The 26,263-nt window shown below is 66.4% G+C and carries 22 protein-coding genes; 16 read left to right on the forward strand and 6 right to left on the reverse strand.

The genetic code is table 11. The features are described from left to right. Positions 1-99: 99 nt before the first annotated feature. The 6 genes from GW587_RS15040 (at position 100) to GW587_RS15065 (ending at position 4,427) form a co-directional block, all read left to right on the forward strand. Positions 100-921 carry an alpha/beta fold hydrolase gene (locus tag GW587_RS15040; protein ID WP_166104890.1) on the forward strand — a complete coding sequence of 274 codons (822 nt, stop codon included), beginning with the start codon at positions 100-102 and terminating at the stop codon, positions 919-921. Between the two features lie 9 nt (positions 922-930). Then, the gene (locus tag GW587_RS15045) at positions 931-2,142 is read left to right on the forward strand and encodes a hypothetical protein (RefSeq protein ID WP_229259459.1); all 1,212 of its coding nucleotides are present in this window, start codon (positions 931-933) and stop codon (positions 2,140-2,142) included. A 7-nt stretch (positions 2,143-2,149) separates the two neighbouring features. Beyond that, a complete protein-coding gene (locus GW587_RS15050) occupies positions 2,150-2,884 on the forward strand; it encodes a hypothetical protein (RefSeq protein WP_166104431.1) in 735 nt (244 codons plus the stop codon). 100 nt (positions 2,885-2,984) lie between these two features. Then, the gene (locus GW587_RS15055; protein WP_166104434.1) at positions 2,985-3,572 is read left to right on the forward strand and encodes a BPSL1445 family SYLF domain-containing lipoprotein; all 588 of its coding nucleotides are present in this window, start codon (positions 2,985-2,987) and stop codon (positions 3,570-3,572) included. Positions 3,573-3,660: 88 nt separating this feature from the next. Next, on the forward strand, positions 3,661-4,026 hold the full coding sequence (locus GW587_RS15060) for a glutaredoxin (protein WP_166104436.1): 366 nt from the start codon (positions 3,661-3,663) through the stop codon (positions 4,024-4,026). 11 nt (positions 4,027-4,037) lie between these two features. Further along, positions 4,038-4,427, forward strand: a complete 390-nt coding sequence (locus tag GW587_RS15065) for a PPC domain-containing DNA-binding protein (RefSeq protein WP_166104894.1) — start codon at positions 4,038-4,040, stop codon at positions 4,425-4,427. Here GW587_RS15065 and GW587_RS15070 read toward each other — a convergent pair. The 4 genes from GW587_RS15070 to GW587_RS15085 all read right to left on the reverse strand — a co-directional run bounded on the left by GW587_RS15070 (position 4,424) and on the right by GW587_RS15085 (position 6,259). Next, positions 4,424-4,729: a protealysin inhibitor emfourin gene (locus GW587_RS15070; RefSeq protein ID WP_229259460.1), complete on the reverse strand. Its 306-nt coding sequence runs from the start codon at positions 4,727-4,729 to the stop codon at positions 4,424-4,426. The two genes, GW587_RS15065 and GW587_RS15070, sit on opposite strands and share 4 nt — an antisense overlap. 13 nt (positions 4,730-4,742) lie before the next feature. Continuing rightward, positions 4,743-5,768: a M4 family metallopeptidase gene (locus tag GW587_RS15075; protein ID WP_166104439.1), complete on the reverse strand. Its 1,026-nt coding sequence runs from the start codon at positions 5,766-5,768 to the stop codon at positions 4,743-4,745. Between the two features lie 69 nt (positions 5,769-5,837). After that, positions 5,838-6,053, reverse strand: coding sequence for a DUF3820 family protein (locus GW587_RS15080; RefSeq protein WP_166104442.1), 216 nt, complete (start codon positions 6,051-6,053; stop codon positions 5,838-5,840). Between the two features lie 8 nt (positions 6,054-6,061). Further along, entirely contained in the window at positions 6,062-6,259 is a 198-nt protein-coding gene (locus GW587_RS15085) for a hypothetical protein (RefSeq protein WP_166104445.1), read from the reverse strand. A gap of 226 nt (positions 6,260-6,485) precedes the next feature. Between GW587_RS15085 and GW587_RS15090 the strand changes: the two genes are divergently transcribed. From GW587_RS15090 to sppA, 6 genes are all read left to right on the forward strand, one after another. Then, the gene (locus GW587_RS15090) at positions 6,486-7,208 is read left to right on the forward strand and encodes a Crp/Fnr family transcriptional regulator (RefSeq protein ID WP_166104448.1); all 723 of its coding nucleotides are present in this window, start codon (positions 6,486-6,488) and stop codon (positions 7,206-7,208) included. Positions 7,209-7,210: 2 nt separating this feature from the next. After that, the gene (locus GW587_RS15095) at positions 7,211-8,905 is read left to right on the forward strand and encodes a PAS domain-containing hybrid sensor histidine kinase/response regulator (protein ID WP_207393499.1); all 1,695 of its coding nucleotides are present in this window, start codon (positions 7,211-7,213) and stop codon (positions 8,903-8,905) included. Further along, positions 8,898-9,710 (forward strand): response regulator, encoded by an 813-nt coding sequence (locus tag GW587_RS15100; protein WP_166104454.1) that lies wholly within the window; start codon positions 8,898-8,900, stop codon positions 9,708-9,710. Before GW587_RS15095 ends, GW587_RS15100 begins: the two co-directional genes overlap by 8 nt. 103 nt (positions 9,711-9,813) lie before the next feature. Further along, positions 9,814-11,022 carry an MFS transporter gene (locus tag GW587_RS15105; protein ID WP_166104457.1) on the forward strand — a complete coding sequence of 403 codons (1,209 nt, stop codon included), beginning with the start codon at positions 9,814-9,816 and terminating at the stop codon, positions 11,020-11,022. A gap of 164 nt (positions 11,023-11,186) precedes the next feature. Then, positions 11,187-12,659, forward strand: coding sequence for a sodium:solute symporter (locus tag GW587_RS15110; RefSeq protein ID WP_166104459.1), 1,473 nt, complete (start codon positions 11,187-11,189; stop codon positions 12,657-12,659). Between the two features lie 23 nt (positions 12,660-12,682). Next, on the forward strand, positions 12,683-14,557 hold the full coding sequence (sppA, locus tag GW587_RS15115; RefSeq protein ID WP_166104462.1) for a signal peptide peptidase SppA: 1,875 nt from the start codon (positions 12,683-12,685) through the stop codon (positions 14,555-14,557). A gap of 3 nt (positions 14,558-14,560) precedes the next feature. Here the strand turns inward: sppA and GW587_RS15120 are convergent, their stop codons facing one another. Together GW587_RS15120 and GW587_RS15125 are read right to left on the reverse strand one after the other, a co-directional pair. After that, a complete protein-coding gene (locus GW587_RS15120) occupies positions 14,561-15,817 on the reverse strand; it encodes an ATP-binding protein (protein ID WP_166104465.1) in 1,257 nt (418 codons plus the stop codon). Next, a complete protein-coding gene (locus tag GW587_RS15125; protein WP_166104468.1) occupies positions 15,817-16,542 on the reverse strand; it encodes a response regulator in 726 nt (241 codons plus the stop codon). The genes GW587_RS15120 and GW587_RS15125 overlap by 1 nt, the downstream gene beginning before the upstream one ends. A gap of 254 nt (positions 16,543-16,796) precedes the next feature. Here GW587_RS15125 and GW587_RS15130 point away from each other — a divergent pair, with 254 nt between their 5' ends. Genes GW587_RS15130 through GW587_RS15145 form a run of 4 tightly spaced genes read left to right on the forward strand, consistent with a single transcriptional unit; the run spans position 16,797 to position 26,168 of the window. Beyond that, positions 16,797-18,299, forward strand: a complete 1,503-nt coding sequence (locus tag GW587_RS15130; protein WP_166104470.1) for an efflux RND transporter periplasmic adaptor subunit — start codon at positions 16,797-16,799, stop codon at positions 18,297-18,299. Next, positions 18,296-21,466 (forward strand): efflux RND transporter permease subunit, encoded by a 3,171-nt coding sequence (locus GW587_RS15135; protein ID WP_229259461.1) that lies wholly within the window; start codon positions 18,296-18,298, stop codon positions 21,464-21,466. The genes GW587_RS15130 and GW587_RS15135 overlap by 4 nt, the downstream gene beginning before the upstream one ends. Then, positions 21,463-24,738 carry an efflux RND transporter permease subunit gene (locus GW587_RS15140; protein ID WP_166104473.1) on the forward strand — a complete coding sequence of 1,092 codons (3,276 nt, stop codon included), beginning with the start codon at positions 21,463-21,465 and terminating at the stop codon, positions 24,736-24,738. Before GW587_RS15135 ends, GW587_RS15140 begins: the two co-directional genes overlap by 4 nt. Continuing rightward, entirely contained in the window at positions 24,735-26,168 is a 1,434-nt protein-coding gene (locus GW587_RS15145) for an efflux transporter outer membrane subunit (protein ID WP_166104476.1), read from the forward strand. Before GW587_RS15140 ends, GW587_RS15145 begins: the two co-directional genes overlap by 4 nt. Positions 26,169-26,263: the final 95 nt, after the last annotated feature.

Here is a 26,263-nt window from a genome sequence, read left to right on the forward strand (position 1 = left end):
GCCTACGCTGCCCGCATCGCAGCCTTTTTTCTCGCCGGCTTGCTGGCGCTTGCCACCGCACAAGCGGGCGTGCCCGCCTACCCGAAGAGCTTCAGGACCATGGAGGTCGCCACCGCCGACGGCACCATCCACGTGCGCGTCGGCGGTTCCGGACCGGCGGTGCTGCTGATCCACGGCTTCGGCGATACCGGCGACATGTGGGCGCCGCTGGCGGCCGCGCTGGCCGCCGAACACACGGTGGTGGCGCCTGACCTGCGCGGCATGGGACTGTCGTCGCGCCCGGCCGGCGGCTACGACAAGCGCACCCAGGCCGCCGACATGCGCGCCGTGCTGGAGAAGCTGGGCATCGACCATGCCGACGTGGTCGGCCACGACATCGGCACCATGGTGGCCTACGCCTATGCCGCACGCTACCCCGACAAGACCGACCGCCTGATCGTGATGGACGCGCCGGTGCCGGGCATTCCGCCGTGGGAACAGATCGTGCGCAGCCCGCTGCTGTGGCATTTCTCGTTCGGCGGGCCGGACGCGGAACGGCTGGTGGCCGGCCGCGAGCGCATCTACCTGGACCGCTTCTGGAATGAATTCGCCGGCACGCCGTCCAAAATAGACGAGGAAACGCGGCGCCATTACGCCAGGCTGTACGCGCAAAAAGGCGCGATGCACGCGGCGTTCGCGCAATTCCTGGCGATCCCCAAGGACGCCGAGGACAACCTCAAATCCATCCAGACCAAGCTGACCATGCCGGTGCTGGCGGTCGGCGGCGCGAAGTCGTTCGGCGCCAACGAAGCCATCGTCATGCGCAACGCCGCCGTCGACGTCACCGAGCTGGTGGTGCCGGACGCCGGCCACTGGCTGATGGAGGAACAGACCGACGCCACCGTGGCTGCGATCAAGGCCTTCCTCAAACGCGACAAATAAGGAACCGCGATGAAACTGTTTATATTGTTTGCCGCCGCCGTCGTGGCGGCTTCGGCGCAGGCCGCGCCGCCAAGCGTGCAATCGGCCGCCAAGCTGACCTTCGGCGATGCCAGCACCTTGTTCGTGGCCGACTGGAAGGGCGCGCGCATCTACGCGCTGCCGGTCGCCGTTCCTGCCAAGGCGGCCGGCAAGCCGTTCAACCTGATGGACGTGCAGGGGCCGATCGCCAAGGCGCTCGGCGTCGCGCCGTCGGCGCTGCGCTTCGAGGATCTGGCGGTGCAGCCCGGCAGCGAACTGGCGTATGTCGCGCTGACGGTGCGCGGCGCCAAAGGCAAAACCACGCCGGCCATCGTCAACATCGACGCCGCCGGCAGGGTGACGCGGGTCGACCTGGGCAAGGTGGCCGGCTCGGCCGCCATCAGCGACGCCCCGGCGGCCGACCAGGTTTTCTGGCGCGATCTGCCGGCGCAGACGCTGACCGTCACCGACATGCGCTTTTACCAGAACAAGCTGTACGTGGCGGGCCTGTCCAACCGCAGCTTCGCCTCGACCCTGCGGGTCTATGACTACCCGTTCAGCGGCAAGGCGCAGGTCACCTCGGTCGAGATGTACCACCCGGTGCACAACCAGGTGGAAACGCGCGCGCCGATCCGCAGCATGGCGGTGATGACCATCGCCGGCGAGCCGTCGCTGGTGGCGGCCTACACCTGCACGCCGCTGGTGGTGATTCCGCTCAAGGACTTGCGCGACGGCGCGCATATCGCCGCCAAGACCGTCAGCGAGCTGGGCTGGGGCAGCGCGCCGAACGGGCTGGTCAGCTTCAAGGTGGGCGAGGCCGAATATGCGCTGCTGGTCAACTCCAGCCGCTCGGCCGATCTGCTGAGCGCGGCCGACCTCGGCGTCGGCGCCGCTGCGCCCGGCCTCAACACGCCGATCGAGATCCCGGCCAAGCCCTACTCGGGCGTGAAGGGGATGATGACGCCGATGGCGGCCGCCATGCGGGTCGACAACCTGAATCCGGAACTGCTGCTGGCGCTGCGGCGCGACGATGCGAGCGGCCAGGTGCAGCTGGTGTCCATCCTCAAGGGCGCCTACCTGCGCCTCAGCGATTTCGTCAACGAGTATGACTTTTCCGATTACCGCTATCCGGACGGCGACAAGTTCCGCGATTTCCATAAGTACTCGCGCGGACTGGAGGGCTATCCTGAACTGGCGCGCTAACGGCGGGTTGCTGGCGTTGCTGACGCTGCTGGCCGCGCCCGCCGCGCCGGCCGCCACGCTGGTGACGCCGTCGGGCGACGCGGTGCCGGAAAACCTGTTGCGCATCGGCCTGCATCTGGATGCACCGCTGTCCGCGGCGCTGGACATGGTCCGTGTGACCTTGTTCGACGACAACGGCGCCGTGATCGAGCACGCCTTCCTCGACCTGCCGCTGGCCAGCGCCGACGGCAAGTCGGTGACGCTGTTGCTCGACCCGGGGCGCATCAAGACCGGCGTCGGGCCGAATGTCGCGCTGGGACCGGCCTTGCGCGCGGGGCAGGGCGTGCGCTTGCGGGTCGATGATCCGCAACTCGGCCACGCCGTCGAAAAACGCTGGCGGGTGGAATCTTCGTTGCGATCGCGCATCGAACCGCAGCATTGGACCGTGCGCCTGGCCAAACGCGGCAGCCGGCAAGCGCTGCGGATCGGCTTCCCCACGGCGCTCGACGGCGACGCCGCGCCGCTGCTGGCGCTGCAGGGGCCGGATGGACGGCGGCTGGCCGGCAGCGCGCGTCTGGCCGACGGCGAGCGTGAGTGGCGGTTTACGCCGGCGTCGGCCTGGCGGCCCGGCACATACCTACTGCGCATCCATCCCCGGCTGGAGGACCCGCAGGGCAATCGCCTGTGCTCGGCGTTCGAACAAGCCGGACAAAGCGCTCAACAGTGTGGCGAAGAAGGGCGGCGCGAGTTTATTATTGAATAATAATCACTCGTCCCCTCACGGAAGAGGGATCGTGCGCCAGGCATTGCACTGGCACAATCGTCTGCTGACGCCGCGCTCGCGGCTTTTTATGGAGATTGCTATGCAAAAACCTACTTTCCTGATTCGTAGCACCGCCGCGCTGGCGTTCGCGGGTCTGGCGCTGACGCTGGGCGGCTGCACCACCACCACCGGCGCCGCCAAGCCGGACAGCGCCGCCGTGCGCACCGAGATCGAACAAGGTTCGCACGAAACGCTGGAGCGGCTGTACCGCGAAGTCAACGGCTCGCGCGAGCTGGTGCGCAAGGCCAACGGCATCCTGGTGTTCCCCAAGGTGATCGCGGCCGGACTGGTGGTCGGCGGCGAATACGGCAAGGGCGTGCTGCGCACCGGCGCCGATACGGTCAACTACTACAGCATGGCGTCGGTGTCGGTCGGCTTGCAGGCCGGCGCGCAATCGAAGGCGGTGGTGATCCTGTTCATGACCAGGGACGCGCTGGACAAGTTCCGCAACAGCAAAGGCTGGACGGCCGGCGTCGACGGTTCGGTGGCCTTGCTCAAGGTCGGCGCCAACGGCGAAATCGACACCGCCACCGCCAACAATCCGGTGCAGGCGCTGGTGCTGACCAACGCCGGGCTGATGGCCAACCTGAATCTGGAAGGTACCAAGATCTCCAAGCTGGACCTGTAGCCGACGGCGGCGCGGCGCGCAAAAGACTTTGCCGCCGCGCCGCGTTTGCGTCTACCCTTACGGTCATCGCAGACTATGAGGACTTTCCATGAGCCGTAACATCCTGGACGCAGCACACATCCATCCCGCCGCGCTGGCGAAAATCAACGCCAACCACCGCGAGCTGGTGGCCGAAGTGCAGGCCGCCGTCGCCGCCAACAACGTGGTGGTGGTCGGCATGGGGCTGAATCCTTTCCCGGCCAAGGCGCGCAAGATCCTCGACGGCAACGGCACCGCGTACCACTACCTCGGCTACGGCAACTATTTTTCCCAGTGGCGTCCGCGTCTGGCGCTGAAGCTGTGGAGCGGCTGGTCGACTTTTCCCATCATCTTCGTCAAGGGCACGCTGATCGGCGGCGCCGACGATCTGCAAAAGCTGATCGACTCGGGCGAATTCGCGCGCATGGTGGCGTAATGATGGCCACGCTGTCGCCGCTGCCGTTGCGCCTCAGCCCCGGCGACGACCTGCGCGCCGCCGTGGTCGCCGCGCTGGCGGCCAGCGGCGAGCGCGCGGGCTTCGTGTTGCAGGGCATCGGCAGCCTGAGCGTGGCGCAGCTGCGCTACGCCGGCGTGCCGCAGCCGGCCGAGCTGCGCGGCGATCTGGAGATATTGACGCTGGCCGGCTCGGTGTCGCCGGACGGCGCGCACCTGCACATGTCGGTGTCGGACGCGCAAGGGCGGGTGCTGGGCGGCCATGTCGGCCCAGGCTGCATCGTCCGCACCACGGCGGAACTGCTGCTGGCGCTGCTGCCCGGCCAACGCTTCACGCGCGAGCACGATCCGCAGACCGGCTACCCCGAACTGAAGATCGGCTAATCCGGCTCGACTTCGTCGTTCAGCTTGTCGGTCAGCGCCTTCAATTGCGGCGGCGCCGCGTCCAAGTGGTAGCGCACGCTGTGCGCCTGCTGGCCTTGATCCACTTCCAGGTCATACTGAAAATCCCAGGATTTGGGCGCGTCTTTGACCAGCTGGTCCGGCAGCGCGAAAAAATCGCAGGCCAGCACCAGTTGCTCCAGTTCGGTGGCCTGGGGCTGCGGCAGCCGCGCCAGATCGACGGTGCGCGTCTGCGCGCCGGCCGGCCCGGTGAAGCCGCCTGAGCAGCGTAAAATCATCCGCATGATGTTCTCCTGTTCATGCGACCCCGACCACTTTCCAGGCCGCCTGCACGGCGTGCTGTTCGGCGGATTTGTCGCCGTATAGAAGCACCGCCGCCTGGGTGGTGGCCTTGGCCATGTCGGCGAAGGTCGCGTTCGGCGTCAGCAGCGACAGCGCCTTGTACCAGATCGGTCCGGCCTTGTCCCAGGAATTGCCCTTGAGCGCGATCGCCGCCGCATAAAAGGCATGGTTGGGAATGCCGGAGTTGGTGTGCACGTCGCCGTCCTCCACGTATCCTGCCATGGTTTTCGGTTGGTCGTCGCCCGACCAGGTCACTTGCTGGTTGCCGGGATCGGCCATCGAGCGCAGCGCCTTGCCGACGCTGGGCGCCATGATGCCGGCGCCGATCAGCCAATCGGCCTGTTCGACGCTTTGCTTCAGGTGCCATTGCTTGACCACGCTGCCGAACACGTCCGAGATCGATTCGTTCAGCGCGCCGCTCTGGTCCTCGTAGACCAGGCCGCCGGGCACGGCGTTTTGCGTGATGCCGTGGGTCAGCTCGTGGGCGATGACGTCGAGGGCGCCGGTGAAGCCGAGGAACAGTTTGCCGTCGCCGTCGCCGTAGACCATCTGCTGGCCGTTCCAGAAGGCGTTGTTGAAGCGGGTCTGGTAGTGGACGGTGGAATCGAGGCGCATGCCCTTGCCGTCGATGGAGTTGCGCTTCAGCACTTCGCGGAAGAAATCGTAGGTGGCGCCGGCGCCGTCGTAGGCCTGGTTGACGGCGACATCCTTGGACGGCGCGCTGGCCTCCTCGCGCACCAGTTTGCCGGGCAGGGTGGATTTGTTGTGCGCATCATAGACGCTGCGTTGCTTGTCGCCGAGGGCGGCCACGCCGAACATGGTGGCCGGCGCCATCGAACGCTGGCCGCGCAGGTGGGCCGAGATTTCCGCCTGGTCGAGCAGGCAATGGCGCTCGGCCTCGGTGGGGGCGAGGTCGGCCAGCTTGCGCAGCATCTTCGACGAAATAATGAAGCAGGTGCAGCGATGCGTGGGCGTGGCCATGACGAAATCTCCTCTCGAATGCAATAGTGTCTTTATACACGTATTTTCATTGCCGGGATGTCACAGTTTCTATCGAGCGTGGCGTAGCGGATCGAGCAGGGCGCGCAGGTCGTTGTGGTCGAGTTCATACATCAGCGCGATCAGGCCGCCGAGTTCGCCGGAGGGAAAACCCTCGCGCGCGAACCAGCCGAGATAGTGGCCGGGCAGGTCGGCGATCTTGCGGCCCTTGTATTTACCGTAAGGCATTTCGCGCGTCAGCAGCAGGGCGAGTTTTTCGGAATTCATGACAGCGACTATTTGTCGAGCGGCTCGCGCGTCCGGCCCATCACCAGTCCCAGCACCGTGAACACGATCCACACGGAGTAATAAGGCAGCCAGCGGCCCAGCGCATGCTGGCCGAAAGCCCCGCTGAGCAAACCAGCGGCCAGCTCGGCCAAAAAGGTAGCGATCAGCCCGACGATGCCGATGGCCAGAAATACGTTGAGGTTCACATGCATCTTTCGTGAGGGGACGCGCTCATTGTAGCCGAACCCCCATGGTGTCAGTGCCGACATTCGGACATTGACGGAACTTTTAGGCCACCGATAGTTTCCGAATGTCCGAATGTCGGCACTGACACTTAAGTGCGGCGGGACATGTGTGGTATTGTGTCCTACGGTCATCGTTTACCGTCATCGCCGCCCGCCTCGTTGACGACTTGGAAAAATGAGTATTTCCATGCGTCTAAATAATCCCAACCAGAACCATCTGCTTGCCGCGCTACTCGACGCTGAGTTCGACCGTATCTCGCCGCACCTGGAGCCGCAAATGATGCGGCTCGGTGATGTGCTGTACGAATCCGGCGGCCAGCTCAACTACGTTTATTTCCCGACCTCGGCCATCGTCTCGCTGCACTATGTGCTGGAGAACGGCAGCTCGTCGGAAATCGCCGGCGTCGGCAACGAGGGCATCCTCGGCATCTCGCTGTTCATGGGCGGCAACACCACCCCCAGCCGCGCGGTGGTGCAGACCAGCGGCCACGGCTATCGCCTCAAGTCGCAGATCCTGATGGACGAGTTCAACCGCGCCGGCCCGGTGATGCGCCTGCTGCTGCGCTACACCCAGGCGCTGCTGACGCAGATGTCGCAGACGGCGGTGTGCAACCGCCACCACACCGTCGAGCAGCAATTGTGCCGCTGGCTGCTGCTGACGCTGGACCGCCTCGACGGCAGCGAACTGACCATGACCCAGGAACTGATCGCCAACATGCTCGGCGTGCGCCGCGAGGGCGTGACGGTCGCCGCCGGCAATCTGCAAAAGTACGGCTACATCAGTTGCCGCCGCGGCCATATCAGCGTACTCGACCGGGCAGGGCTGGAAAGCACCACCTGCGAATGCTACGACGTGGTTAAAAAAGAATTCGCGCGCCTGATGTCCGATGTCCGGCAGCGCCAGGGATGAGCATGAAACCGACACACGACAACCCGCTGCTGAAGGCCGAAGCGCTGCAACTGGCGATCCACAACAGCGCCAACTTCTCCAGCATCGCCACCGACGCCCAGGGCGTGATCCAGATCTTCAACGTCGGCGCCGAGCGCATGCTGGGCTACAGCGCGGCCGAGGTGGTCAACCTGATCTCGCCGGCCGGCATCTCCGATGCGATGGAAGTGATCCTGCGCGCGGAAGCGCTGAGCCTGGAGTTCGGCACCGCCATCCAGCCCGGCTTCGAGGCGTTGGTGTTCAAGGCCTCGCGCGGCATCGAGGACATCTACGAGCTGACCTATATCCGCAAGGATGGCAGCCGTTTCCCCGCCATCGTCTCGGTCAGCGCATTGCGCGACGGCGACGACAGGATCATCGGCTATCTGCTGATGGGCACCGACAATACCGCGCGCAAGCGGGTGGAGGCGGAGCAGGCGCAACTCGATCTGCTGCTGCGCGAGCAAAAGCAGGCGCTGCAGGCCACCAACAAGGAGCTGGAGACCGCCCGCGCCGTCGCCGACAAGGCCAACCGCGCCAAATCCGAATTCCTGTCGAGCATGAGCCACGAGCTGCGCACGCCGCTCAACGCGGTGCTCGGCTTCGCGCAGCTGCTGGCGTCGGACAAGCCGCCGCCGAGCGTGGCGCAGCAGCGCTCGCTGGACCAGATCCTCAAGGGCGGCTGGTATCTGCTGCAACTGATTAACGAGATCCTCGACCTGGCCATGATCGAATCGGGCAAGGTGATGATGTCGCAGGAGGCGATGGGCCTGTCCGAGGTGCTCAAGGATTGCGAGGCGATGATGGAGCCGCAGGCGAAAAAGCGCGGCATCGACATGCGCTTCCTCGCCATGGAGCGGCCGTTCTTCGTGCACGCCGACCGCACCCGCCTCAAGCAGGTGATGATCAACCTGCTGTCCAACGCCATCAAGTACAACCGCAGCGGCGGCAGCGTCACCGTCAGCGCCAGCGTCGGCGACGCGGGCCGGGTGCACATCCGCGTCGCCGATTCGGGCGCCGGACTGAGCCCTGGCCAGCTGGAACAATTGTTCCAGCCCTTCAACCGGCTGGGTCGCGAGCACGGCGCCGAGGAGGGCACCGGCATCGGCCTGGTGGTGACCAAGCAATTGGTCGAGCTGATGGGCGGCGCGATCGGCGTCGAAAGCGAGGCTGGGGTCGGCACCACGTTCTGGATCGAGCTGGCAGCCAGCGAAGAGCCGGTGCTGGAATCGGTCCCGCTGAGTTCGGCCGATTTCGGCATCACCGAGGAGCACGCGCTGACCCGCACCGTGCTGTACGTCGAGGACAATCCCGCCAACCTGATCCTGGTCGAGCAACTGGTGGCGCGCCGCGCCAACCTCAAGCTGCTGACCGCCATCGACGGCTACGCCGGCATCCAGCTGGCGCGCACCTACCAGCCGGATGTGATCCTGATGGACATCAACCTGCCGGGCATCAGCGGTTACGGCTGCCTCAAGATCCTGCAGGATGCCGCCGAGACGTCGCACATCCCGGTGCTGGCGCTGTCGGCCAACGCCATGCCGCGCGATATCGACAAGGGGGTCGAGGCCGGCTTCTTCCGTTACCTGACCAAACCCATCAAAGTAATCGAGTTCATGGAAGCATTGGATCTCGCCTTGGATTTCGCCGCAGACCACAAGAAAGCTAGCCATGATTGAACCATCCGCCATACTCGACGCCAGCATCCTGATCGTCGACGACCAAGAGGCCAACGTCATGCTGCTGGAGCAGATGCTGGCCAACGGCGGCTACACCAACGTCACCGGCACCACCGACCCGTTCGCCGTCTGCGACATGCACCAGGAACATCATTTCGATCTGATCCTGCTGGACCTGCAAATGCCCGGCATGAGCGGCTTCGAAGTGCTGGAGGCGCTGAAGGTGATCGAGCCGGACGGCTACGTGCCGGTGCTGGTCATCACCGCCCAGCCCAACCACAAACTGCAAGCTCTGCAGGCCGGCGCCAAGGACTTCGTCAGCAAGCCGTTCGAGCTGATCGAGGTCGAGACGCGCATCCGCAACATGCTGGAGGTACGCCTGCTGCATCGCCAGCTGAACCGCTACAACCAGCAACTGGAACACACAGTCATGATGCGCACCGCCGAGCTGCGCGCCAGCGAGACACGCTTCCAGCGCTTCGCCGAGCTGTCGACCGACTGGTACTGGGAGCAGGATGCCGAAGGCACGCTGACCAACTGGTCCGGTCCGGTGATGGACATGGTCGGCATCGGCAGCGCCGACACCAGCGGCTGGGACGTGGCCGAGCATGCGCTGCTGAAGGAGAACATCGACGAGCGCAAGGCTTTCCTCGATTTCGTCTACAGCCGCACCACGCCCGGCGGCGCGCCGCAATTTCTGCAAGTGAGCGGGGAACCGATGTTCGACGAGGCCAGCCGCTTCGTCGGCTATCGCGGCGTCGGACGCGACGTCACCGCGATGGCGGCGATGTTTGCCAAGAAATAGGGGTTTGTTGCGCCACGCGCAAATATGTTTGGCGTTTTAGTGTCTTTTTCTCAGCAACCAAAGTCCCGATACTGCATGACATCAACTTTTCAGGAGTTAAGTCATGCCTATTGCCTTGTTGGCGCTGACCATCAGCGCGTTCGCCATCGGGACCACCGAGTTTGTCATTGTCGGGCTGCTGCCGACCATCGCCGCCGATCTGGGCGTGAACCTGCCGTCGGCCGGCCTGCTGGTCAGCCTGTACGCGCTGGGCGTCGCCGTCGGCGCGCCGGTGCTGACCGCGCTGACCGGTAAAGTCCCGCGCAAGCTGTTGCTGCTGTCGTTGATGGTGCTGTTCACTCTCGGCAACCTGCTGGCGTGGAAAGCGCCCAGCTACGAATCGCTGGTGATCGCCCGCATCCTGACCGGGCTGGCGCACGGCGTGTTCTTCTCGATCGGTTCGACCATCGCCACCTCGCTGGTGCCGAAGGAGAAGGCCGCCAGCGCGATCGCCATCATGTTCACCGGCCTGACCGTGGCGCTGGTGACCGGCGTGCCGCTGGGCACCTTCATCGGCCAGCACTTCGGCTGGCGCGAGACCTTCCTCGCCGTCTCGGCGCTGGGCGTGGTCGCCTTCGTCGGCAGCCTGCTGTACGTGCCTAAGAATATCCAGCACAATAAACCCGCCTCGCTGCTGCAACAGATGAAGGTGCTGGGCGAGCCGCGCCTGTTGCTGGTGTATGCGATGACGGCGGTCGGCTACGGCGGTTCGTTCACCGCCTTCACCTTCCTGGCGCCGATCCTGACCGACGTCACCGGCTTCAGCGCCAACGCGGTTGGCCTGGTGATGCTGGTGTACGGTGTGTCGGTCGCGGTGGGCAATATCTGGGGCGGCAAGCTGGCCGACCAGCGCGGCCCGATCAGCGCGCTGAAGATCATCTTCCTCGGCCTGGCCGCGGTGCTGCTGGTGCTGACCTTCGCCGCGCCGTACAAATGGCTGGTGATCGCAACCGTGCTGGCGTGGGGCGCCGTGGCCTTCGGCAATGTGGCCGGTTTGCAGGTGTACGTGGTGCAGCAGGCCGAGAACTATACGCCGCGCGCCGTCGACGTGGCGTCGGGCCTGAACATCGCCGCGTTCAACCTCGGCATCGCCGGCGGCGCCTGGGGCGGCGGGCTGATCGTCGAGCACCTGGGCCTGGTGCATACCGGGTGGATCGGCGCGCTGGTGGTATTGGGCGCCTTCGGCCTGACCGCGCTCAGCGGCCGGCTGGATCGCCTGAACCCGCGTCCGTCTGTTGCTGGGGGTAAAACGCGGCACGTCGCCGCGCACTGAACCCGTCGGGCTTGGGGTCAGACCCCGCAGGGGTCTGACCCCGGTTGGCCGTGCGGGGTAAAGCAAGCGCCACCACGGCCCTCCGAACTCCATGCAGTCGACTACCGGCCGCGCCACCCCGCGACAGTGTATATTGGCGGCGATTCGAATTACTCACCGCCACTATGTCCGCCGTCTCCCTGTTCTGCCTCGTCTTCGCTTATTTCGCCCTGCTGCTGATCGTAGCCTGGCGCACCTCCCGCAACGCCACCAACGACAGCTTCTTCATCGGTAACAAGAGCAGCAACTGGAAGCTGGTGGCGTTCGGCATGGTCGGCACCACGCTGAGCGGCGTCACCTTCATCAGCGTGCCCGGCGCCGTCGGCCGCGACGGCTTCGGCTACGCGCAAGTCATCCTCGGCTATGTGCTCGGCTATGTCGCCGTCGCCTACATCCTGCTGCCGCTGTACTACCGGCTCAAGCTGACCTCTATCTACACCTATCTCGACGGCCGCCTCGGCCGCCGCGCCTACCAGAGCGGCGCCGCGTTCTTCATCCTGTCGCGCACGCTGAGCGCCTCGGCGCGGCTGTACCTGGTGGTCAACATCCTGCAGCTCACGATCCTGGACAGCCTCGGCGTGCCCTTCTGGCTGACCACGCTGGTGATCCTCGGCATGATCCTGCTGTACACCTACGAAGGCGGGGTCAAGACCATCGTCTGGACCGATACGCTGCAAACCACCGGCATGGTGCTGGGCCTGCTGGCCTGCGCCGGCTGGCTGCTGCGCGAGATGGACCTGAGTCCGCTCGCCAGCCTGGCGCAGATGCGCGACCACGACCTGACCCGCTGGATCACCAGCTCGGTCGACAGCCCGGCGTATTTCTGGAAGCAGGTGCTGGCCGGCTTCTTCATCGTGCTGGCGATGACCGGCATGGACCAGGAGATCATGCAGAAGAACATCTCGGTCAAGACGCTGCGCGATTCGCAAAAGAACATGCTGATGCTGACCTTGATCCTGACGGCGGTGCTGCTGCTGTTCATGTTCCTCGGCGGCCTGCTGACGCTGTACGCGCCGACGGTCGGCATCGCGGCGGTGGGCGACAAGCTGTTCCCGGCGGTGGTCATGGGCCATATGCCGGCGCTGCTGCAACTGATCTTCTTCATCGGCCTGGTCTCGGCGCTGTTCCCCAGCGCGGACGGCGCGATGACGGCGCTGACCTCGACCTTCTGCATCGACATCCTCGGCCTGCAACGCCGCACCGATATGGCCGAGCCGGCCAAGGTGCGGCTGCGCCATCACGTGCACCTGGCGTTCTGCGCCATCTTCCTGCTGCTGGTGTTGATGTTCAAGTGGGTGGACAATGCCAGCATGGTCGGCCTGGTGCTGAAGCTGACCGGCTATACATACGGCCCGCTGCTGGGACTGTTCGCCTTCGGCATCCTGACCGGGCGCGCGGTGCGCGACCGCTGGGTGCCGCTGGTGGCGCTGGCCGGTCCGGCGCTATGCTATGGTATCGACGTCAATCAGGCCTTGCTCTTCGGCAGCTACCGCTTGGGGCTGGAATTGCTTATCCTGAATGGATGCCTGGTGTTCGCCGGCCTGATGCTGATCTCGAAACCGGCGACAAAAGCCGTGCATGCGGTATCATCGTTGTAAACTACGCAACCTTTGGAGTGTTGATGACCCGTTCCCCGTTTTCCTACATTCGTAGCGGCTTCGCCTTTTTCTGGCGCGCGCTGGATGCCGGCCGCCGCACGATATTGAATCTGCTGTTCCTCGCCGTCTTGCTGGTGATCCTGTACATGATCTTCGGCGGCGGCCTGAAGCCGCTGCAACCGAAGACCACGCTGGTGCTGGACCTGAAGGGCCAGCTGGTCGAACAGTCGAGCGTCAACGCGCGCGACGCGCTGCTGACCAATGTGCGCGGCGGCGAGGTGCACAAGATGATGCAGCTGCGCGACGTGCTGGCGGTGCTGGACACGGCCGCCAAGGATCCCGACGTCGGCGCCGCCGTGCTGCTGACCGACGAGCTGCAAGGCGCCGGCCAGGCCTCGCTGCGCGAAGTGGCGGCGGCGCTGGACCGCTTCAAGGCGGCCGGCAAGCCGGTGGTGGCCTGGGGCTCCAGCTACGACCAGCGCCAGTACCTGCTGGCCGCGCACGCCAGCGAAATTTATATGCACCCGATGGGCATGGTGCTGCTGGAAGGCTTCGGCCGCTATCGCAATTACTACCGCGACGCGCTCGACAAGCTGGGCGTGACGGTCAACCTGCTGCGGGTCGGCACCTACAAGAGCTTCGCCGAGCCGTACATCGCCAACGGTCCGTCGCAGGCGGCCAGCGAGGCCGAGTCCTATCTGAACAACGCGCTGTGGGCGTCGTACACCGATAACGTCGAGAAGGCGCGCAAGCTGCCGCAGGGCGAGATCATGAAGACCATCAACGAGCTGCCGGCCAGGGTGGCCGAGGTCAATGGCGACCTGGCCAAGCTGTCGCTGTCGGCCAAGCTGATCGACGGCCTGAAGACCAAGGACGAGATCCGCCAGATGATGACCGCGCGCGGCGCGCGCGACCTGGAAGGCAAGAGCTTCCGCCAGATCGGCTTCGACGAATACCTTGGCCGCGTGTCGCACAAGCTGACCGGCGACGCCGTCGGCGTGATCGTGGCGCAGGGCGAGATCAGCGATGGTTCCGCCGGCCCGGGTTCAATCGGCGGCGATTCGACCTCGAAGTTGATCCGCATGGCGCGCGAGGACGACAACATCAAGGCGGTCGTGCTGCGCGTCGATTCGCCCGGCGGCAGCGCCTTCGCTTCGGAGCTGATCCGCCGCGAGCTGGAACTGACGCGCGCCGCCGGCAAGCCGGTGGTGGTCTCGATGGGCAACGTGGCCGCTTCGGGCGGCTACTGGATTTCGATGGCGTCGGACGAGGTGATCGCCGAGCCGAACACCATCACCGGTTCGATCGGCGTGTTCGCCATCCTGCCGACCGCCGACAAGGTGATCGACAAGCTGGGCATCCACACCGCCGGCCAGCCGACCACGTGGCTGGGCGACGCGGGCAATCCGCTGCGTCCACTGGATCCCCGCTTCGGCCAGGTGATCCAGGGCAGCATCAACCATATCTATGAAGAGTTCACCACCCGCGCGGCGGCGGCGCGCAAGACCACGCCGGCCAAGATCGATGAAGTGGCGCAGGGACGCGTGTGGACCGGGGCGCAGGCCAAGGAGCGTGGCCTGGTCGATACGCTGGGCAGCTACGGCGACGCGCTGAAGTCGGCCGCCAAGCGCGCCAAGCTGGCCGGCGATTTCCGCGTGGTGTATATCGAACGCGAGACCAGCAAGTTCGATCGCTTCGTCGAGATGGTCGGCGGCGGCACGGCGCAGGCGGTGGCGCAGGCGGTCGGCGCGCAGCTGAAGCTGGGCACGACGCTGGCGACCGGGTTGCCGCCGAGCGCGGCCACCGGTATCGCCAACGATCTGGGATGGTTGTCGGAACTGACGGCGTCGCGCAAGCCGTTCACGGCGGTCACGCACTGCCTGTGCGAATCGCCTTAAGCGTCAGCGCTTCAACGGCAGCGTGACCTCGAAGCAGCTGCGTCCATTCTTCGTCAGGACGCAGCGTGCTTCGCCGCAGTGGCGGCGGGCGATCTGGCGCACCAGCGCCAGGCCAAGACCGGCGCCGCTGTTGTCCAGCGTGCCCCGGCGGCGGAAGAAGGGCTCGAACACCCGCTCGAATTCCGTATCCGGTATCCCCGGACCCTCATCCCATACCCCCAATATCGCCTGCCCATCGGCGCAGGCGATCTGCACCTGCGCCGGCGGCACGCCGTGGCGGTGCGCGTTTTCCAGCAGGTTGCGCAGCAAACGCCGCAGCAAACGTGGATCGCCCTGTATCACGGCCGATTCGCCATCGAGGATCGCCTCGTCGTAGCGCGCGCATTCCTCCGCCGCCAGCGCCAGCAGGTCCAGTTCCTCGGACTCGGTGTTCTCCTGGATCGCCCCCAGGCGGCTGGCCAGCAGGATTTCATCCAGCAGGTGATTCAGCTCGGCGATGTCCTGTTCCAGGCCGGCGCGCCGCTTCGGATCGACGCCGTCCTTGATCAGCTCCAGCGCCAGGCGGATGCGCGCCAGCGGCGTGCGCAGCTCGTGCGAGGCGTTGGCCAGCAGCGTCTTGTGCGCGCCGACCAGCTGTTCGATCTGGTCGGCGGCGCGGTTGAAGCTTTGCGCCAGCCGCGCCACCTCATCCTTGCCTTCGACCTTGACCCGCGTGGTCAAGTCGCCGGCGCCCAGCGATTCGACGCCTTGCTGCAAGCGTTCCAGCCGCTTGGTCAGCGCCCGCACCAGCGGAAACGCGACGATGCCGATGCCCAGCGCGAGCAGCATCAGCGCGTTGTGCAGCATGGCCTTGGGTCGCGTGAAGCCCAGCGGTTCGCTCGACAGCAGCTTGCGGCCGTCCGGCAGCCGCACGAAGGACTCCGGCGGCGGTCCGGTCACGCCCTGGCGGCGCCAGTGGCGCGCCGGGATCTGCACCCCGACCACCGCCAGCGGGCGCCAGTCGCGCGTGTACAGCGTCATGTGGGCATTCAGGCCGGCGGCGACGCGCTCCAGCGCCGCCTGCTGCTGCGCCGGCGGCGCGTCGATCGGCGCCAGCACGTTCTGCATCACTTGCGACAGCGTAGTGTTGGAGCGCTCCAGCGGACCGCCGGCGCGACTCCAGACCTGCATCACGGCGATCGAGAACAACAGCAGGATCACCAGCAACGCGACATAAAAGCGGAAGTAAAGGCGCGGCAGGCCGAGGCTGAAACGCTTCATCAATCCTGCACCTTGGCGAACAGGTAGCCGGCGCCGCGCACGGTGATGATGCGGCGCGGCCGTTTCGGGTCGTCCTCGACGGCGGCGCGGATGCGCGACATGTGGACGTCGATCGAGCGGTCGAAGGCTTCCAGCGGCTCGCCCTTGAGCAGGTCCATCAGCGCGTCGCGCGACAGCACGCGGCCGGCGTGCTGCGCCATCACCAGCAGCAGGTCGAACTGGTAGGCGGTCAGCTCGCATGGCACGCCATCGAGCTTGGCCGCGTGCGCGGCGGGGTCGATCTCCAGTCGGCCGAAGCGCAGGAACTCGTCGCCGGCCGGCGCCACGCCGCGCTTGGCGTCGATCTGACGCAGGTCGACGCGGCGGCGCAGAATGGCGCGCAGCCGCGCCAGCAGCTCGCGCGGTTCGAACGGTTTGGGCAGATAGTCGTCGGCGCCGATCTCCAGGCCGACGATGCGGTCGATGGCGTCGCCGCGCGCGGTCAGCATCAGCACCGGCACGTCGGACACGGTGCGCAGCTGGCGGCACACGTCCAGGCCGTCCATGTCGGGCAGCATCAGGTCGAGGATCACGGCGTCGATCTCGGCGGCGGCGATGTGCTCCATCGCGCTGCGGCCGGTGGGGGCGTGGACCACGCGATAGCCGGCCTGGCTGAGGTACTCGGTGAGCATCTCGGCCAGGCGCGGATCGTCCTCCACCAGCAAAATTCGGTCTACAGGATTCATACGTTTTTGTAAGGGAAACCCTTATCTTTTTTCAGTGATGCCAGTATGCACTGTAACGGTTTTCGGGCGATGTCGGCCAGGTAAAGATATGTAAAGCTATTTTAACGGTATGCGCTCAAAGTCCTTGATTTGTAGCGAGTTTGTAACCTCGTGCAGTTGCCAACAGACACCGGTAAATGCTTATGCTAGAGTCCTCGCATTGATCGTCACGGTGCTTCGCCGTGAACTCGCACGCATATAAAAAAAGGATGAAGATGGACACGCAAACCAAGCCGATAATCACCGCAGCCCCACCTAAGCGCAGCCGCAAGATCCTCGGCAGCGTGATCGCCGTCGCCGTCATGGCGGCGCTGGGCGGCTTGGCCTGGTATCTGACGCACCAACCGGCGGGCGGCGCGGCCGCCGGCGCGCAGGCCGGCGGTCCCGGTCCGGGCGGCCCTGGTGGTCCAGGCGGTCCTGGCGGCGGTGGCGGACGGCGTTCGGCCGCCACCACGGTCGGCGTGGCGGCGGCGGAGAAAATCGATATCCCGGTCACGCTGGAGGCGTTGGGCACCGTCACGGCTGCGGCCACCACCACCGTCCGGCCGCAGGTGTCGGGCATCCTGCAAAGCGTGTTGTTCAAGGAAGGACAGATGGTCAAGGCCGGCCAGGTGCTGGCGCAGATCGATCCGCGCCAGTTCGAGATGGCGCTGCTGCAGGCTTCCGGTCAACGCCAGCGCGACGAGGCGCAGCTGGAGAACGCCAAGCTGACCTTGAACCGCTATCGCACGCTGCTGGGCCAGGATTCGATCGCGCGTCAGGACGTCGATACGCAGGGCGCGCTGGTCAAACAGCTTGAAGGTACGGTCATGACCGACCGCGCGGCCGAAGGCACGGCCAAGCTGAATCTGGGCTACACCAAGGTGATCGCGCCGATCTCGGGTCGCGTCGGTTTGCGCGTGGTCGATATCGGTAACCTGGTCGGGTCGAGCGACGCCAACGGCATCGCGGTGATCACGCAGCTGTCGCCGATCGATGTGGAGTTCTCGATCCCGCAGGACAGCGTGCCCGCGGTGATGCAGCGCGTGACCGAAGGCGCGGCGCTGCCGGCGCTGGCGCTGGACCGCACCCGCACCAATACGCTCGACAGCGGCAAGTTCTCGGCGATGGATAACCAGATCGATGTGCAGACCGGCACCGTCAAGGCCAAGGCGCGCTTCGCCAACGCCAAGTCGACGCTGTTCCCGAGCCAGTTCGTCAACGTGCGGCTGGAGCTGCGCACCATCAAGGATGCGGTGATGGTGCCGGTGACGGCGGTGCGTCATGGCGCCAGCGGCGATTTCGTGTATGTGCTCAAGGAAGACAAGAGCGTCACCGTGCGCAAGGTGGTGCGCGGCCAGGCCACCGTCGACAAGGTGCAAATCACCAGCGGCCTGGCGTTGGGCGAGCAGGTCATCACCGAAGGCGGCGATCGATTGAAAGAGGGCGCCAAGGTCACGCTACCGGGCGCGGGCGGGCAGGGCGGCAAGGGTCGCGGCGAGCATGGCGGCAAAGGCCGTCGCGACGGTGCTTCGGCCGATGCGGCTGCGGGCGGCGCGCAAGCGGCAGGCGGCGCCCCAGCGGCAGGCGGCGCACCTGCGGCAGGCGGCGCCCCAGCGGCAGGTGGTGCACCTGCGGCGGGTGCGCCGGCCGCTGCGGCGGATGGCGCTTCGGCGCCGGCCGGCGAGCATCGCCGCCGCAACAAGGACGGTAACAAGGAAGGCGCGGCACAGCAATGAGTCCATCAGCTCCATTCATCCAGCGTCCGGTAGCGACATCGCTACTGATGCTGGCGATCGTCCTGGCGGGTATCGTCGGATTCAAATTCCTGCCGCTGTCGGCGCTGCCGCAGGTGGACTTCCCGACCATCCAGGTGCAGACGCTGTACCCCGGCGGCAGCCCCGAAGTCATGGGCCAGACCGTGACCGCGCCGCTGGAGCGCCAGTTCGGCCAGATGGCCGGCCTGCAGCGCATGAGTTCCACCAGCGCCGCCGGCGTCTCCATCATCACGCTGCAATTCGGCCTGGGCCAGACGCTGGACGTGGCCGAGCAGGAAGTACAGGCCGCGATCAACGCCGGCGCCTCGCTGCTGCCGACCGACCTGCCGGCGCCGCCGGTCTACGCCAAGGTCAACCCGGCCGACGCGCCGGTGCTGACGCTGGCGATCACCTCCGACACCATGCCGCTGACCGAAGTGCAGAACGTGGTCAACACCCGGCTGGCGCTGAAGATCAGCCAGGTGTCCGGCGTCGGCCTGGTCACGCTCAGCGGCGGCCAGCGTCCGGCGGTACGAATTCAAGCCGACACCAACGCGCTGGCCTCCTACGGCCTCGGTCTCGACACGCTGCGCACCGCGATCACGGCGGCCAACGCCAACGGCGCCAAGGGCAGCTTCGACGGCCCGACCCGCGCCTACAGCATCAACGCCAACGACCAGCTGGTGACCGCCAAGGACTACAAGGACCTGATCCTGACCTACAAGAACGGCGCCCCGGTGCGCCTGACCGACGTCGCCACCGTGGTCGACAGCGCGGAAAACGTCGAGCTGGGCGCCTGGTCCGGCACCAGGCAGGCGATCATCCTCAACGTGCAGCGCCAACCCGGCGCCAACGTCATCGCCACCGTCGACGCGATCAAGCAACGCCTGCCGGAGCTGCAAGCCGGCCTGCCGGGCGCGCTGCATGTGGAGGTGCTGAGCGACCGCACCACCGGCATCCGCGCCTCGGTCGAACACGTCGAAATGGAACTGCTGCTGGCGGTGGCGCTGGTGGTATTGGTGATCTTCGCCTTCCTGCACAGCATCCGCGCCACCGTGATCGCCAGCCTGTCGGTGCCGATCTCGCTGATCGGCACCTGCGGCATCATGTATTTGCTGGGCTATAGCCTCAACAACCTGTCGCTGATGGCGCTGACCATCGCCACCGGTTTCGTGGTCGACGATGCCATCGTCATGATCGAAAACATCGCCCGCTACATCGAAGAGGGCGAAAAGCCGATGGCCGCCGCGCTCAAGGGCGCCAAGCAGATCGGCTTCACCATCATCTCGCTGACCGTGTCGCTGATCGCGGTGCTGATCCCGCTGCTGTTCATGGGCGATGTGGTCGGCCGCCTGTTCCGCGAATTCGCGATCTCGCTGGCGATCACCATCCTGATTTCCGCCGTGGTGTCGCTGACGCTGGTGCCGATGATGTCGGCGCGCTGGCTCAAGCCGCACGGCGAGGAAAAGCAGAGCCGCTTCGCGGTGCGCTTCCAGCAGTTCTTCGATTGGGTGATCGGCCATTACGACACCTCGCTGACCTGGGTCATCAAGCATAGCGGCCTGACGCTGCTGGTGGCGCTGGCGACCCTGCTGCTGACGGTGCTGCTGTACGTGGTGATCCCGAAAGGGCTGTTCCCGACCCAGGACACCGGCCAGTTGCAGGCGCGCCTGGAAACCGGCAAGGCCGTCTCCTACGCCAAGATGGCGGCCTTGCAGCAGCAGGCGGCCAAACTGATCATGGAAGATCCGGACGTCGAGAACCTCAGCTCCGTGGTCGGCGTGGACGCGGCCAACAACACCATGCTGCACACCGGCAGCATGCTGATCAACCTGAAGCACAAGCGCAGCGGCAGCCAGCAGGAGACCATGGATCGGCTGCGCAACCGCGTCGCCGAAGTGGCGGGCCTGACCTTGTATCTGCAACCGACCCAGGACTTGACCATCGACGCCGAATCCGGCCCGACCCAGTTCCGCGTCTCGATCGAGGGCGCGGACAACGCCAGCGTCAACGAATGGGCCACCAAACTGGCGGCGCAGATGCGCACCAAGGCCGAACTGCGCAACGTGGTGTCGGACGTCGGCGCCAGCGCCGGCGCGGCTTACGTCAGCGTCGACCGCGACACCGCGTCGCGGCTGTCGGTCACCGCCGCCTCGATCGACGACGCGCTGTACAGCGCCTTCGGCCAGCGCATCGTTTCCACCATCTTCACCGAGACCAACCAGTACCGCGTGATCCTGGAAGCGCGCCGCGACGACATCACCACTCCGGCCGACCTGGGCAACCTGCAACTGCGCACCGGTTCCGGCAAGGCAACGCCGCTGTCGGCGGTGGCCACCATCACCGAGCGCCAGGCGCCGTTGCAGGTCACGCACGTGGCGCAGTACCCGGCCACGACGCTGGGCTTCGACACCGCATCCGGCGTGTCGCTGGGCACGGCGGTGGAGAGCATCAAGGAGGCCGCGAGCGAGATCAAGTTCCCGGCCGCCGTGACGCTGACCTTCCTCGGCGCTTCGGGCGCCTACCAGAATTCGCTGTCCAACCAGCTGTGGCTGATCCTGGCCGCCGTGGTCTGCGTCTACATCGTGCTGGGCGTGCTGTATGAGAGCTATATCCATCCGCTGACCATCCTGTCGACGCTGCCGTCGGCCGGCGTCGGCGCCTTGCTGGCGCTGTGGATCAGCGGCCAGGACCTGGGCGTGATCGGCATCATCGGCATCATCCTGCTGATCGGTATCGTCAAGAAGAACGCCATCATGATGATCGACTTCGCCATCGAGGCGGAGCGCGAGCAGGGCAAGCCGCCGCGCGAGGCGATTCACCAGGCGGCGCTGCTGCGCTTCCGCCCGATCCTGATGACGACGCTGGCGGCGCTGTTCGCCGCCGTGCCGCTGATGCTGGGCTGGGGGGAGGGCGCGGAACTGCGCCGTCCACTGGGCCTGGCGATTTTCGGCGGCTTGATCGTCAGCCAGATGCTGACGTTGTTCACCACGCCGGTGATCTACCTCGGTTTCGACAGCCTGGCGCGCCGCTTCCGTGGCGACAAAGCTGCTGCGGTGCCGCAGCCGCACGGCCCGCAAACGGCGGCGCTGCTGTCGCCGGCGCCGGGTACGGGCGCCGGCAACAAGCCTGAAGGCGGTGCGCCGTGAACCTGTCGTCGCCCTTCGTCAAGCGCCCGATCGCCACCGTGCTGTTGACGGTCGGCCTGGCGCTGGCCGGCATCGGCGCGTTCTTCGTGCTGCCGGTGGCGCCGCTGCCGCAGGTGGATTTTCCGGTCATTTCCGTCAACGCCACGCTGCCCGGCGCCAGCCCGGCGACGATGGCGACCAGCGTCTCGACGCCGCTGGAGCGCCACCTCGGCACCATCGCCGGCGTCAACGAGATGACCTCGCAGTCGAATACCAGCTCCTCCAACGTGACCCTGCAGTTCGACTTGAACCGCAACGTCGACACGGTGGCGCGCGAAGTGCAGGCCGCGATCAACGCCAGCCGCGTCGACCTGCCGGCCACGCTGCGCAGCAATCCGACCTACCGCAAGGCCAACACCTCCGGCGCGCCGATCATCATCCTGGCGCTGACGTCGAAGACGCGCACGCCGGGCCAGATCTTCGACGCCGTCTCCAACATCGTGCTGCAACGGCTGTCGCAGGTGAAGGGCGTCGGCGACGTGGAGCTGGGCGGCAGCTCGCTGCCGGCGGTGCGGGTCGAACTGAATCCCTACGCGTTGAACCAGTACGGCCTGGCGATGGAGGACGTACGCGCCGCCATCCAGGCCACCAACGCCAACCGGCCGCGCGGCGCCTTGCAGGGCAACGGCCGCCGGCTGCAGATCTATTCCGAATCGGCCAACGCCAGCGGCGGCCGCAGCGCCGTCGACTACCGCAACCTGGTGGTCGGCTGGCGCAACGACACCGCGATCCGCCTGCAGGACGTGGCGGAGGTGGTGGACGGCGTCGAGGACCAGAACAACCTCGGCCTGTTCAACGGCCAGCCGGCGATCATCGTGCTGCTGCGGCCGCAGGCCGGCGCCAACGTCATCGAGACCGTCGACAGCGTTCGCGCGCAGCTGCCGCAGTTGCAGGCGCAATTGCCGTCGGACGTGAAAATCGACGTCGCCAGCGACAGCACCAACTCGATCCGCTCGTCGCTGCGCGAGATCGAGGTCACGCTGATCATCTCGATCCTGCTGGTGGTGCTGGTGGTCAGCGTGTTCCTGCGCAACGTGCGCGCCACCATCGTGCCGGCCGTGGCGACCATCGTGTCGCTGCTCGGCACCTTCGGCGTCATGTACCTGTTGGGTTTCAGCCTGAACAACCTGTCGCTGATGGCGCTGACCGTGGCCACCGGCTTCGTGGTCGACGACGCCATCGTGGTGCTGGAAAACACCACCCGCCACATCGAGGCCGGCATGGACCGCCTGGAGGCTGCGCTGCTGGGCGCGCGCGAGGTGGGCTTCACGGTGCTGTCGATCAGCCTGTCGCTGATCGCGGTGTTCATTCCGCTGCTGTTCATGGGCGGCCAGTTCGGTGCGCTGTTCAAGGAATTCGCCATCACGCTGTCGGCCGCCGTGATGATTTCGCTGGTGGTCTCGCTGACCACCACGCCGATGATGTGCGCCTGGCTGCTCAAGCCCGGCGACGCCCACGCCAAGCCGCCGGGCCGCATCGCGCGCTTCTTCGAGTCCGGCTTCGACAAGATCCTCAAGGGCTACGAGCATTCGCTGGACTGGGCGCTGCACAGCGTCTGGCTGGTGATGCTTAGCCTGGTGTTCGTCATCGCGCTGAACGTCTACCTGTTCGCCGCCATTCCCAAGGGCGGCTTCCCGCAGCAGGACACGGGCCAGATCAACGGCGGCATCCGCGCCGACCAGAGCATCTCGTTCCAGGCCATGCAGGGCAAGCTGAAACAGCTGGTCGACATCATCAAGCAGGATCCCGACGTCGCCACCGTGGTCGGCTTCACCGGCGGCCGCCGCGCCGGCGGCGGCTTCATGTTCGTCAACCTGAAGCCGGCCAATGAGCGCACGGTGGCGGGGCAGGCGGTGATCGCGCGGCTGCGGCCCAAGCTGGCCAGGGTCACCGGCGTCAGCCTGTTCCTCAGTCCGGTGCAGGACTTGCGTTCCGGCGGCCGCTCGGCCAACGCCAACTTCCAGTACACGCTGAAGAGCGACAACCAGGCCGACCTGAAAAAATGGGCCAGCCGCCTGGCCGACGCGATGAAGACCCAGCCGTCGCTGACCGACGTCGACACCGACCAGGCCGACAACGGGGTCGAAACCTTCGTCACCATCGACAAGACCAGCGCCTCGCGCCTGGGCGTATCGGCCAAGGACATCGACAACGCCCTGTACAACAGCTTCGGCCAGCGCCAGGTCGCGACCATCTACGATGAGCTGAACCAGTACCACGTCATCATGGAGGTGTCGCGCAAGTTCAGCTCCAGTCCCGAGGACTTGAAGGATGTGTACGTGCCGTCGAAGGGCCTGCCGGCGCCGAGCGCCAGCAATCCGAGCGGCGCGCCGGTGGCGACCACGCCGTCCGCGACCAGCGCCAGCGGCACCGGCACCGCCGTCGCCGCCAACGTCGCCGCGCCGGCGGTCAGGGACGCGTCGTCCGGCTCCGCGCTGAGCACCACCGCCACCACCATGGTGCCGCTGGCGTCGCTGGCGTCGTTCGCCGAAAGTTCGGCCGCCACCTCGATCAACCACCAGGACGGTGAACTGGCCACCACCATCGCCTTCAACCTGGCGACCGGCACCAGCCTGTCCGACGCCGAGCAGGACATCAAGGCGGCCGAAGCGGAAATCGGCATGCCGGGCAATGTGCGCGGCAGCTTCGCCGGATCGGCCAAGAGCGCGCAGGACAGCAACAAGTCGCTGCCGCTGCTGATCCTGGCCGCGATCGTGGTGATCTACATCGTGCTCGGCATCCTGTACGAAAGCCTGGTGCATCCGGTGACGGTGCTGACCACGCTGCCGTCGGCCGGCGTCGGCGCGGTGCTGGCGCTGCTGATCTTCAAGATGGAGTTCTCGACCATCGCCCTGATCGGCATCTTCCTGCTGATCGGCATCGTCAAGAAGAACGCCATCCTGATCATCGACTTCGCGCTGGAGGCCGAGCGCGCGCGCGGCCTGTCGGCGCTGGAGGCGGTGCGCGAAGCCTGCCTGCTGCGCTTCCGCCCGATCCTGATGACGACGCTGGCCGCCGCCCTCGGCGCGCTGCCGCTGGCGATCGGCTTCGGCGAGGGCTCGGAGCTGCGCCGCCCGCTGGGCGTGGCCATCATCGGCGGCCTGATCGCCAGCCAGCTGCTGACCCTCCTCACCACCCCGGTGGTCTACATCCTGATGGACAAGCTGCGCCGGCGCGGCCCGTCCGAACAACAATTCAGCCGCATCCATAGCGAGTCGCCAAGCACACCATGAGCACATACGTTTCCACTCCCCGTTATTCATTGACCGCGCTGGCCGTGGCGTCCGCGCTGCTGGCCGGGTGCGCGGTCGGTCCGGCCTACCAGCTGCCGGAGACACCGCGGCCGGCCGCCTACAAGGAAACCGCCAGCGACGCCGAGAAGGCCGCCGCCGGCTGGACCGCCGCCGCGCCGGCCGACACGCTGGAGCGCGGCCCGTGGTGGCAGCTGTTCGGCGATCCGCTGCTGAACCAGATGGCCGACAGCATCGACGTCTCCAACCAGAACGTGGCGGCCGCCGTCGCCGCCTACGCCCAGGCGCGCGCGCTGGTCACGGTGCAGCGCTCGTCGCTGTTCCCGGCGGTGTCGCTGAACGGCAGCGGCACCCGCTCCGGCGGCGGCGACAACAACCCGACCAGCAACCAGTACCGCGCCAACATCGGCGCCAGCTGGGAACCGGACGTGTGGGGCAAGCTGCGCGCCGGCGCCAACAGCGCCACCGCCAGCCTGCAGGCCAGCGCCGCCGACCTGGCCGCCGCGCGCCTGTCGGCGCAGGGCGAGCTGGCCACCAACTACTTCTCGCTGCGCCAGACCGACGCCGAAAAAGCGCTGCTCGACGCCACCACCGTGGGCTACGAGCGGGTGCTGCTGATCACCCAGAACCGCTTCGACGCCGGCATCGCCGCCAAGTCCGACCTGCTGCAGGCGCAGACCCAGCTGGCCAACGCGCGCATCGACCAGATCGCGCTGCAACGCCAGCGCGCCACGCTGGAACACGCGATCGCGGTATTGCTGGGCAAGGCCGCCAGCGATTTCACGCTGGCGCCGGCGCCGTGGAACGTGGTGGTGCCGGACGTGCCGACCGGCCTGCCGTCGACGCTGCTGCAGCGCCGGCCCGACATCGCCTCGGCCGAACGCCGCGTCGCCGCCGCCAACGAACAGATCGGCATCGCCCGCAGCGCCTATTTCCCGACGCTGAACCTGACCGGTTCCTTCGGCTACGGCTCGAATTCCACCGGCGGCTTGTTCAACGCCTCCAACAACCTGTGGTCGCTGGGGCTGTCGGCGGCGCAGACGCTGTTCGACGCCGGCGCCACCCGGGCCCGCGTCAGCGGCGCCGAAGCGGCGCGCGACCAGACCATCGCCCAATACCGGCAGACGGTGTTGTCGGCGTTCGCCGACGTCGAGAACCAGCTGGCGGCGACCCGCACCCTGGCGCAGCAGCAGGACTTGCGCAAGGTGGCGTCGGAGGCTGCCGACCAGGTCGAGGTGCAGATGCTGAACCGCTACCGCGCCGGCCAGGTCAGCTACAGCGACGTGGTCACCGCGCAGAACACCGCGCTGTCGGCGCGCCGCGCGCTGGTGCAATCGCAGGCCGATCGCCAGACCACGGCGATCGCGCTGATCCAGTCGCTCGGCGGCGGCTGGCACGCCGCCAACGAATAGCGGTGGGCGCGGCGCGGCCGCTTGGTTTTTGGACCTGATGTTTGTATAATCGTGTGGCAAGAAGTCAACAAATACCACTTTCCCGGAGTAGTTAC

Origin of the sequence: Duganella aceris, from assembly GCF_011090165.1 — a bacterium.
Classification (GTDB): Bacteria; Pseudomonadota; Gammaproteobacteria; order Burkholderiales; family Burkholderiaceae_D; genus Rugamonas; species Rugamonas aceris.

What these genes read in the sequence shown, in the direction of transcription:
- GW587_RS15105 (WP_166104457.1), top strand. Translation starts at nt 9,814, where the DNA reads ATGCCTATTGCCTTGTTGGCGCTGACCATCAGCGCGTTCGCCATCGGG.
- GW587_RS15130 (WP_166104470.1), top strand. Translation starts at nt 16,797, where the DNA reads ATGGACACGCAAACCAAGCCGATAATCACCGCAGCCCCACCTAAGCGC.
- GW587_RS15095 (WP_207393499.1), top strand. Translation starts at nt 7,211, where the DNA reads ATGAAACCGACACACGACAACCCGCTGCTGAAGGCCGAAGCGCTGCAA.
- GW587_RS15100 (WP_166104454.1), top strand. Translation starts at nt 8,898, where the DNA reads ATGATTGAACCATCCGCCATACTCGACGCCAGCATCCTGATCGTCGAC.
- GW587_RS15120 (WP_166104465.1), bottom strand. Translation starts at nt 15,817, where the DNA reads ATGAAGCGTTTCAGCCTCGGCCTGCCGCGCCTTTACTTCCGCTTTTAT.
- GW587_RS15145 (WP_166104476.1), top strand. Translation starts at nt 24,735, where the DNA reads ATGAGCACATACGTTTCCACTCCCCGTTATTCATTGACCGCGCTGGCC.
- GW587_RS15060 (WP_166104436.1), top strand. Translation starts at nt 3,661, where the DNA reads ATGAGCCGTAACATCCTGGACGCAGCACACATCCATCCCGCCGCGCTG.
- GW587_RS15080 (WP_166104442.1), bottom strand. Translation starts at nt 6,053, where the DNA reads ATGAATTCCGAAAAACTCGCCCTGCTGCTGACGCGCGAAATGCCTTAC.
- GW587_RS15110 (WP_166104459.1), top strand. Translation starts at nt 11,187, where the DNA reads ATGTCCGCCGTCTCCCTGTTCTGCCTCGTCTTCGCTTATTTCGCCCTG.
- GW587_RS15070 (WP_229259460.1), bottom strand. Translation starts at nt 4,729, where the DNA reads ATGCGGATGATTTTACGCTGCTCAGGCGGCTTCACCGGGCCGGCCGGC.
- GW587_RS15125 (WP_166104468.1), bottom strand. Translation starts at nt 16,542, where the DNA reads ATGAATCCTGTAGACCGAATTTTGCTGGTGGAGGACGATCCGCGCCTG.
- GW587_RS15055 (WP_166104434.1), top strand. Translation starts at nt 2,985, where the DNA reads ATGCAAAAACCTACTTTCCTGATTCGTAGCACCGCCGCGCTGGCGTTC.
- GW587_RS15135 (WP_229259461.1), top strand. Translation starts at nt 18,296, where the DNA reads ATGAGTCCATCAGCTCCATTCATCCAGCGTCCGGTAGCGACATCGCTA.
- GW587_RS15045 (WP_229259459.1), top strand. Translation starts at nt 931, where the DNA reads ATGAAACTGTTTATATTGTTTGCCGCCGCCGTCGTGGCGGCTTCGGCG.
- sppA (WP_166104462.1), top strand. Translation starts at nt 12,683, where the DNA reads ATGACCCGTTCCCCGTTTTCCTACATTCGTAGCGGCTTCGCCTTTTTC.
- GW587_RS15090 (WP_166104448.1), top strand. Translation starts at nt 6,486, where the DNA reads ATGCGTCTAAATAATCCCAACCAGAACCATCTGCTTGCCGCGCTACTC.
- GW587_RS15040 (WP_166104890.1), top strand. Translation starts at nt 100, where the DNA reads ATGGAGGTCGCCACCGCCGACGGCACCATCCACGTGCGCGTCGGCGGT.
- GW587_RS15075 (WP_166104439.1), bottom strand. Translation starts at nt 5,768, where the DNA reads ATGGCCACGCCCACGCATCGCTGCACCTGCTTCATTATTTCGTCGAAG.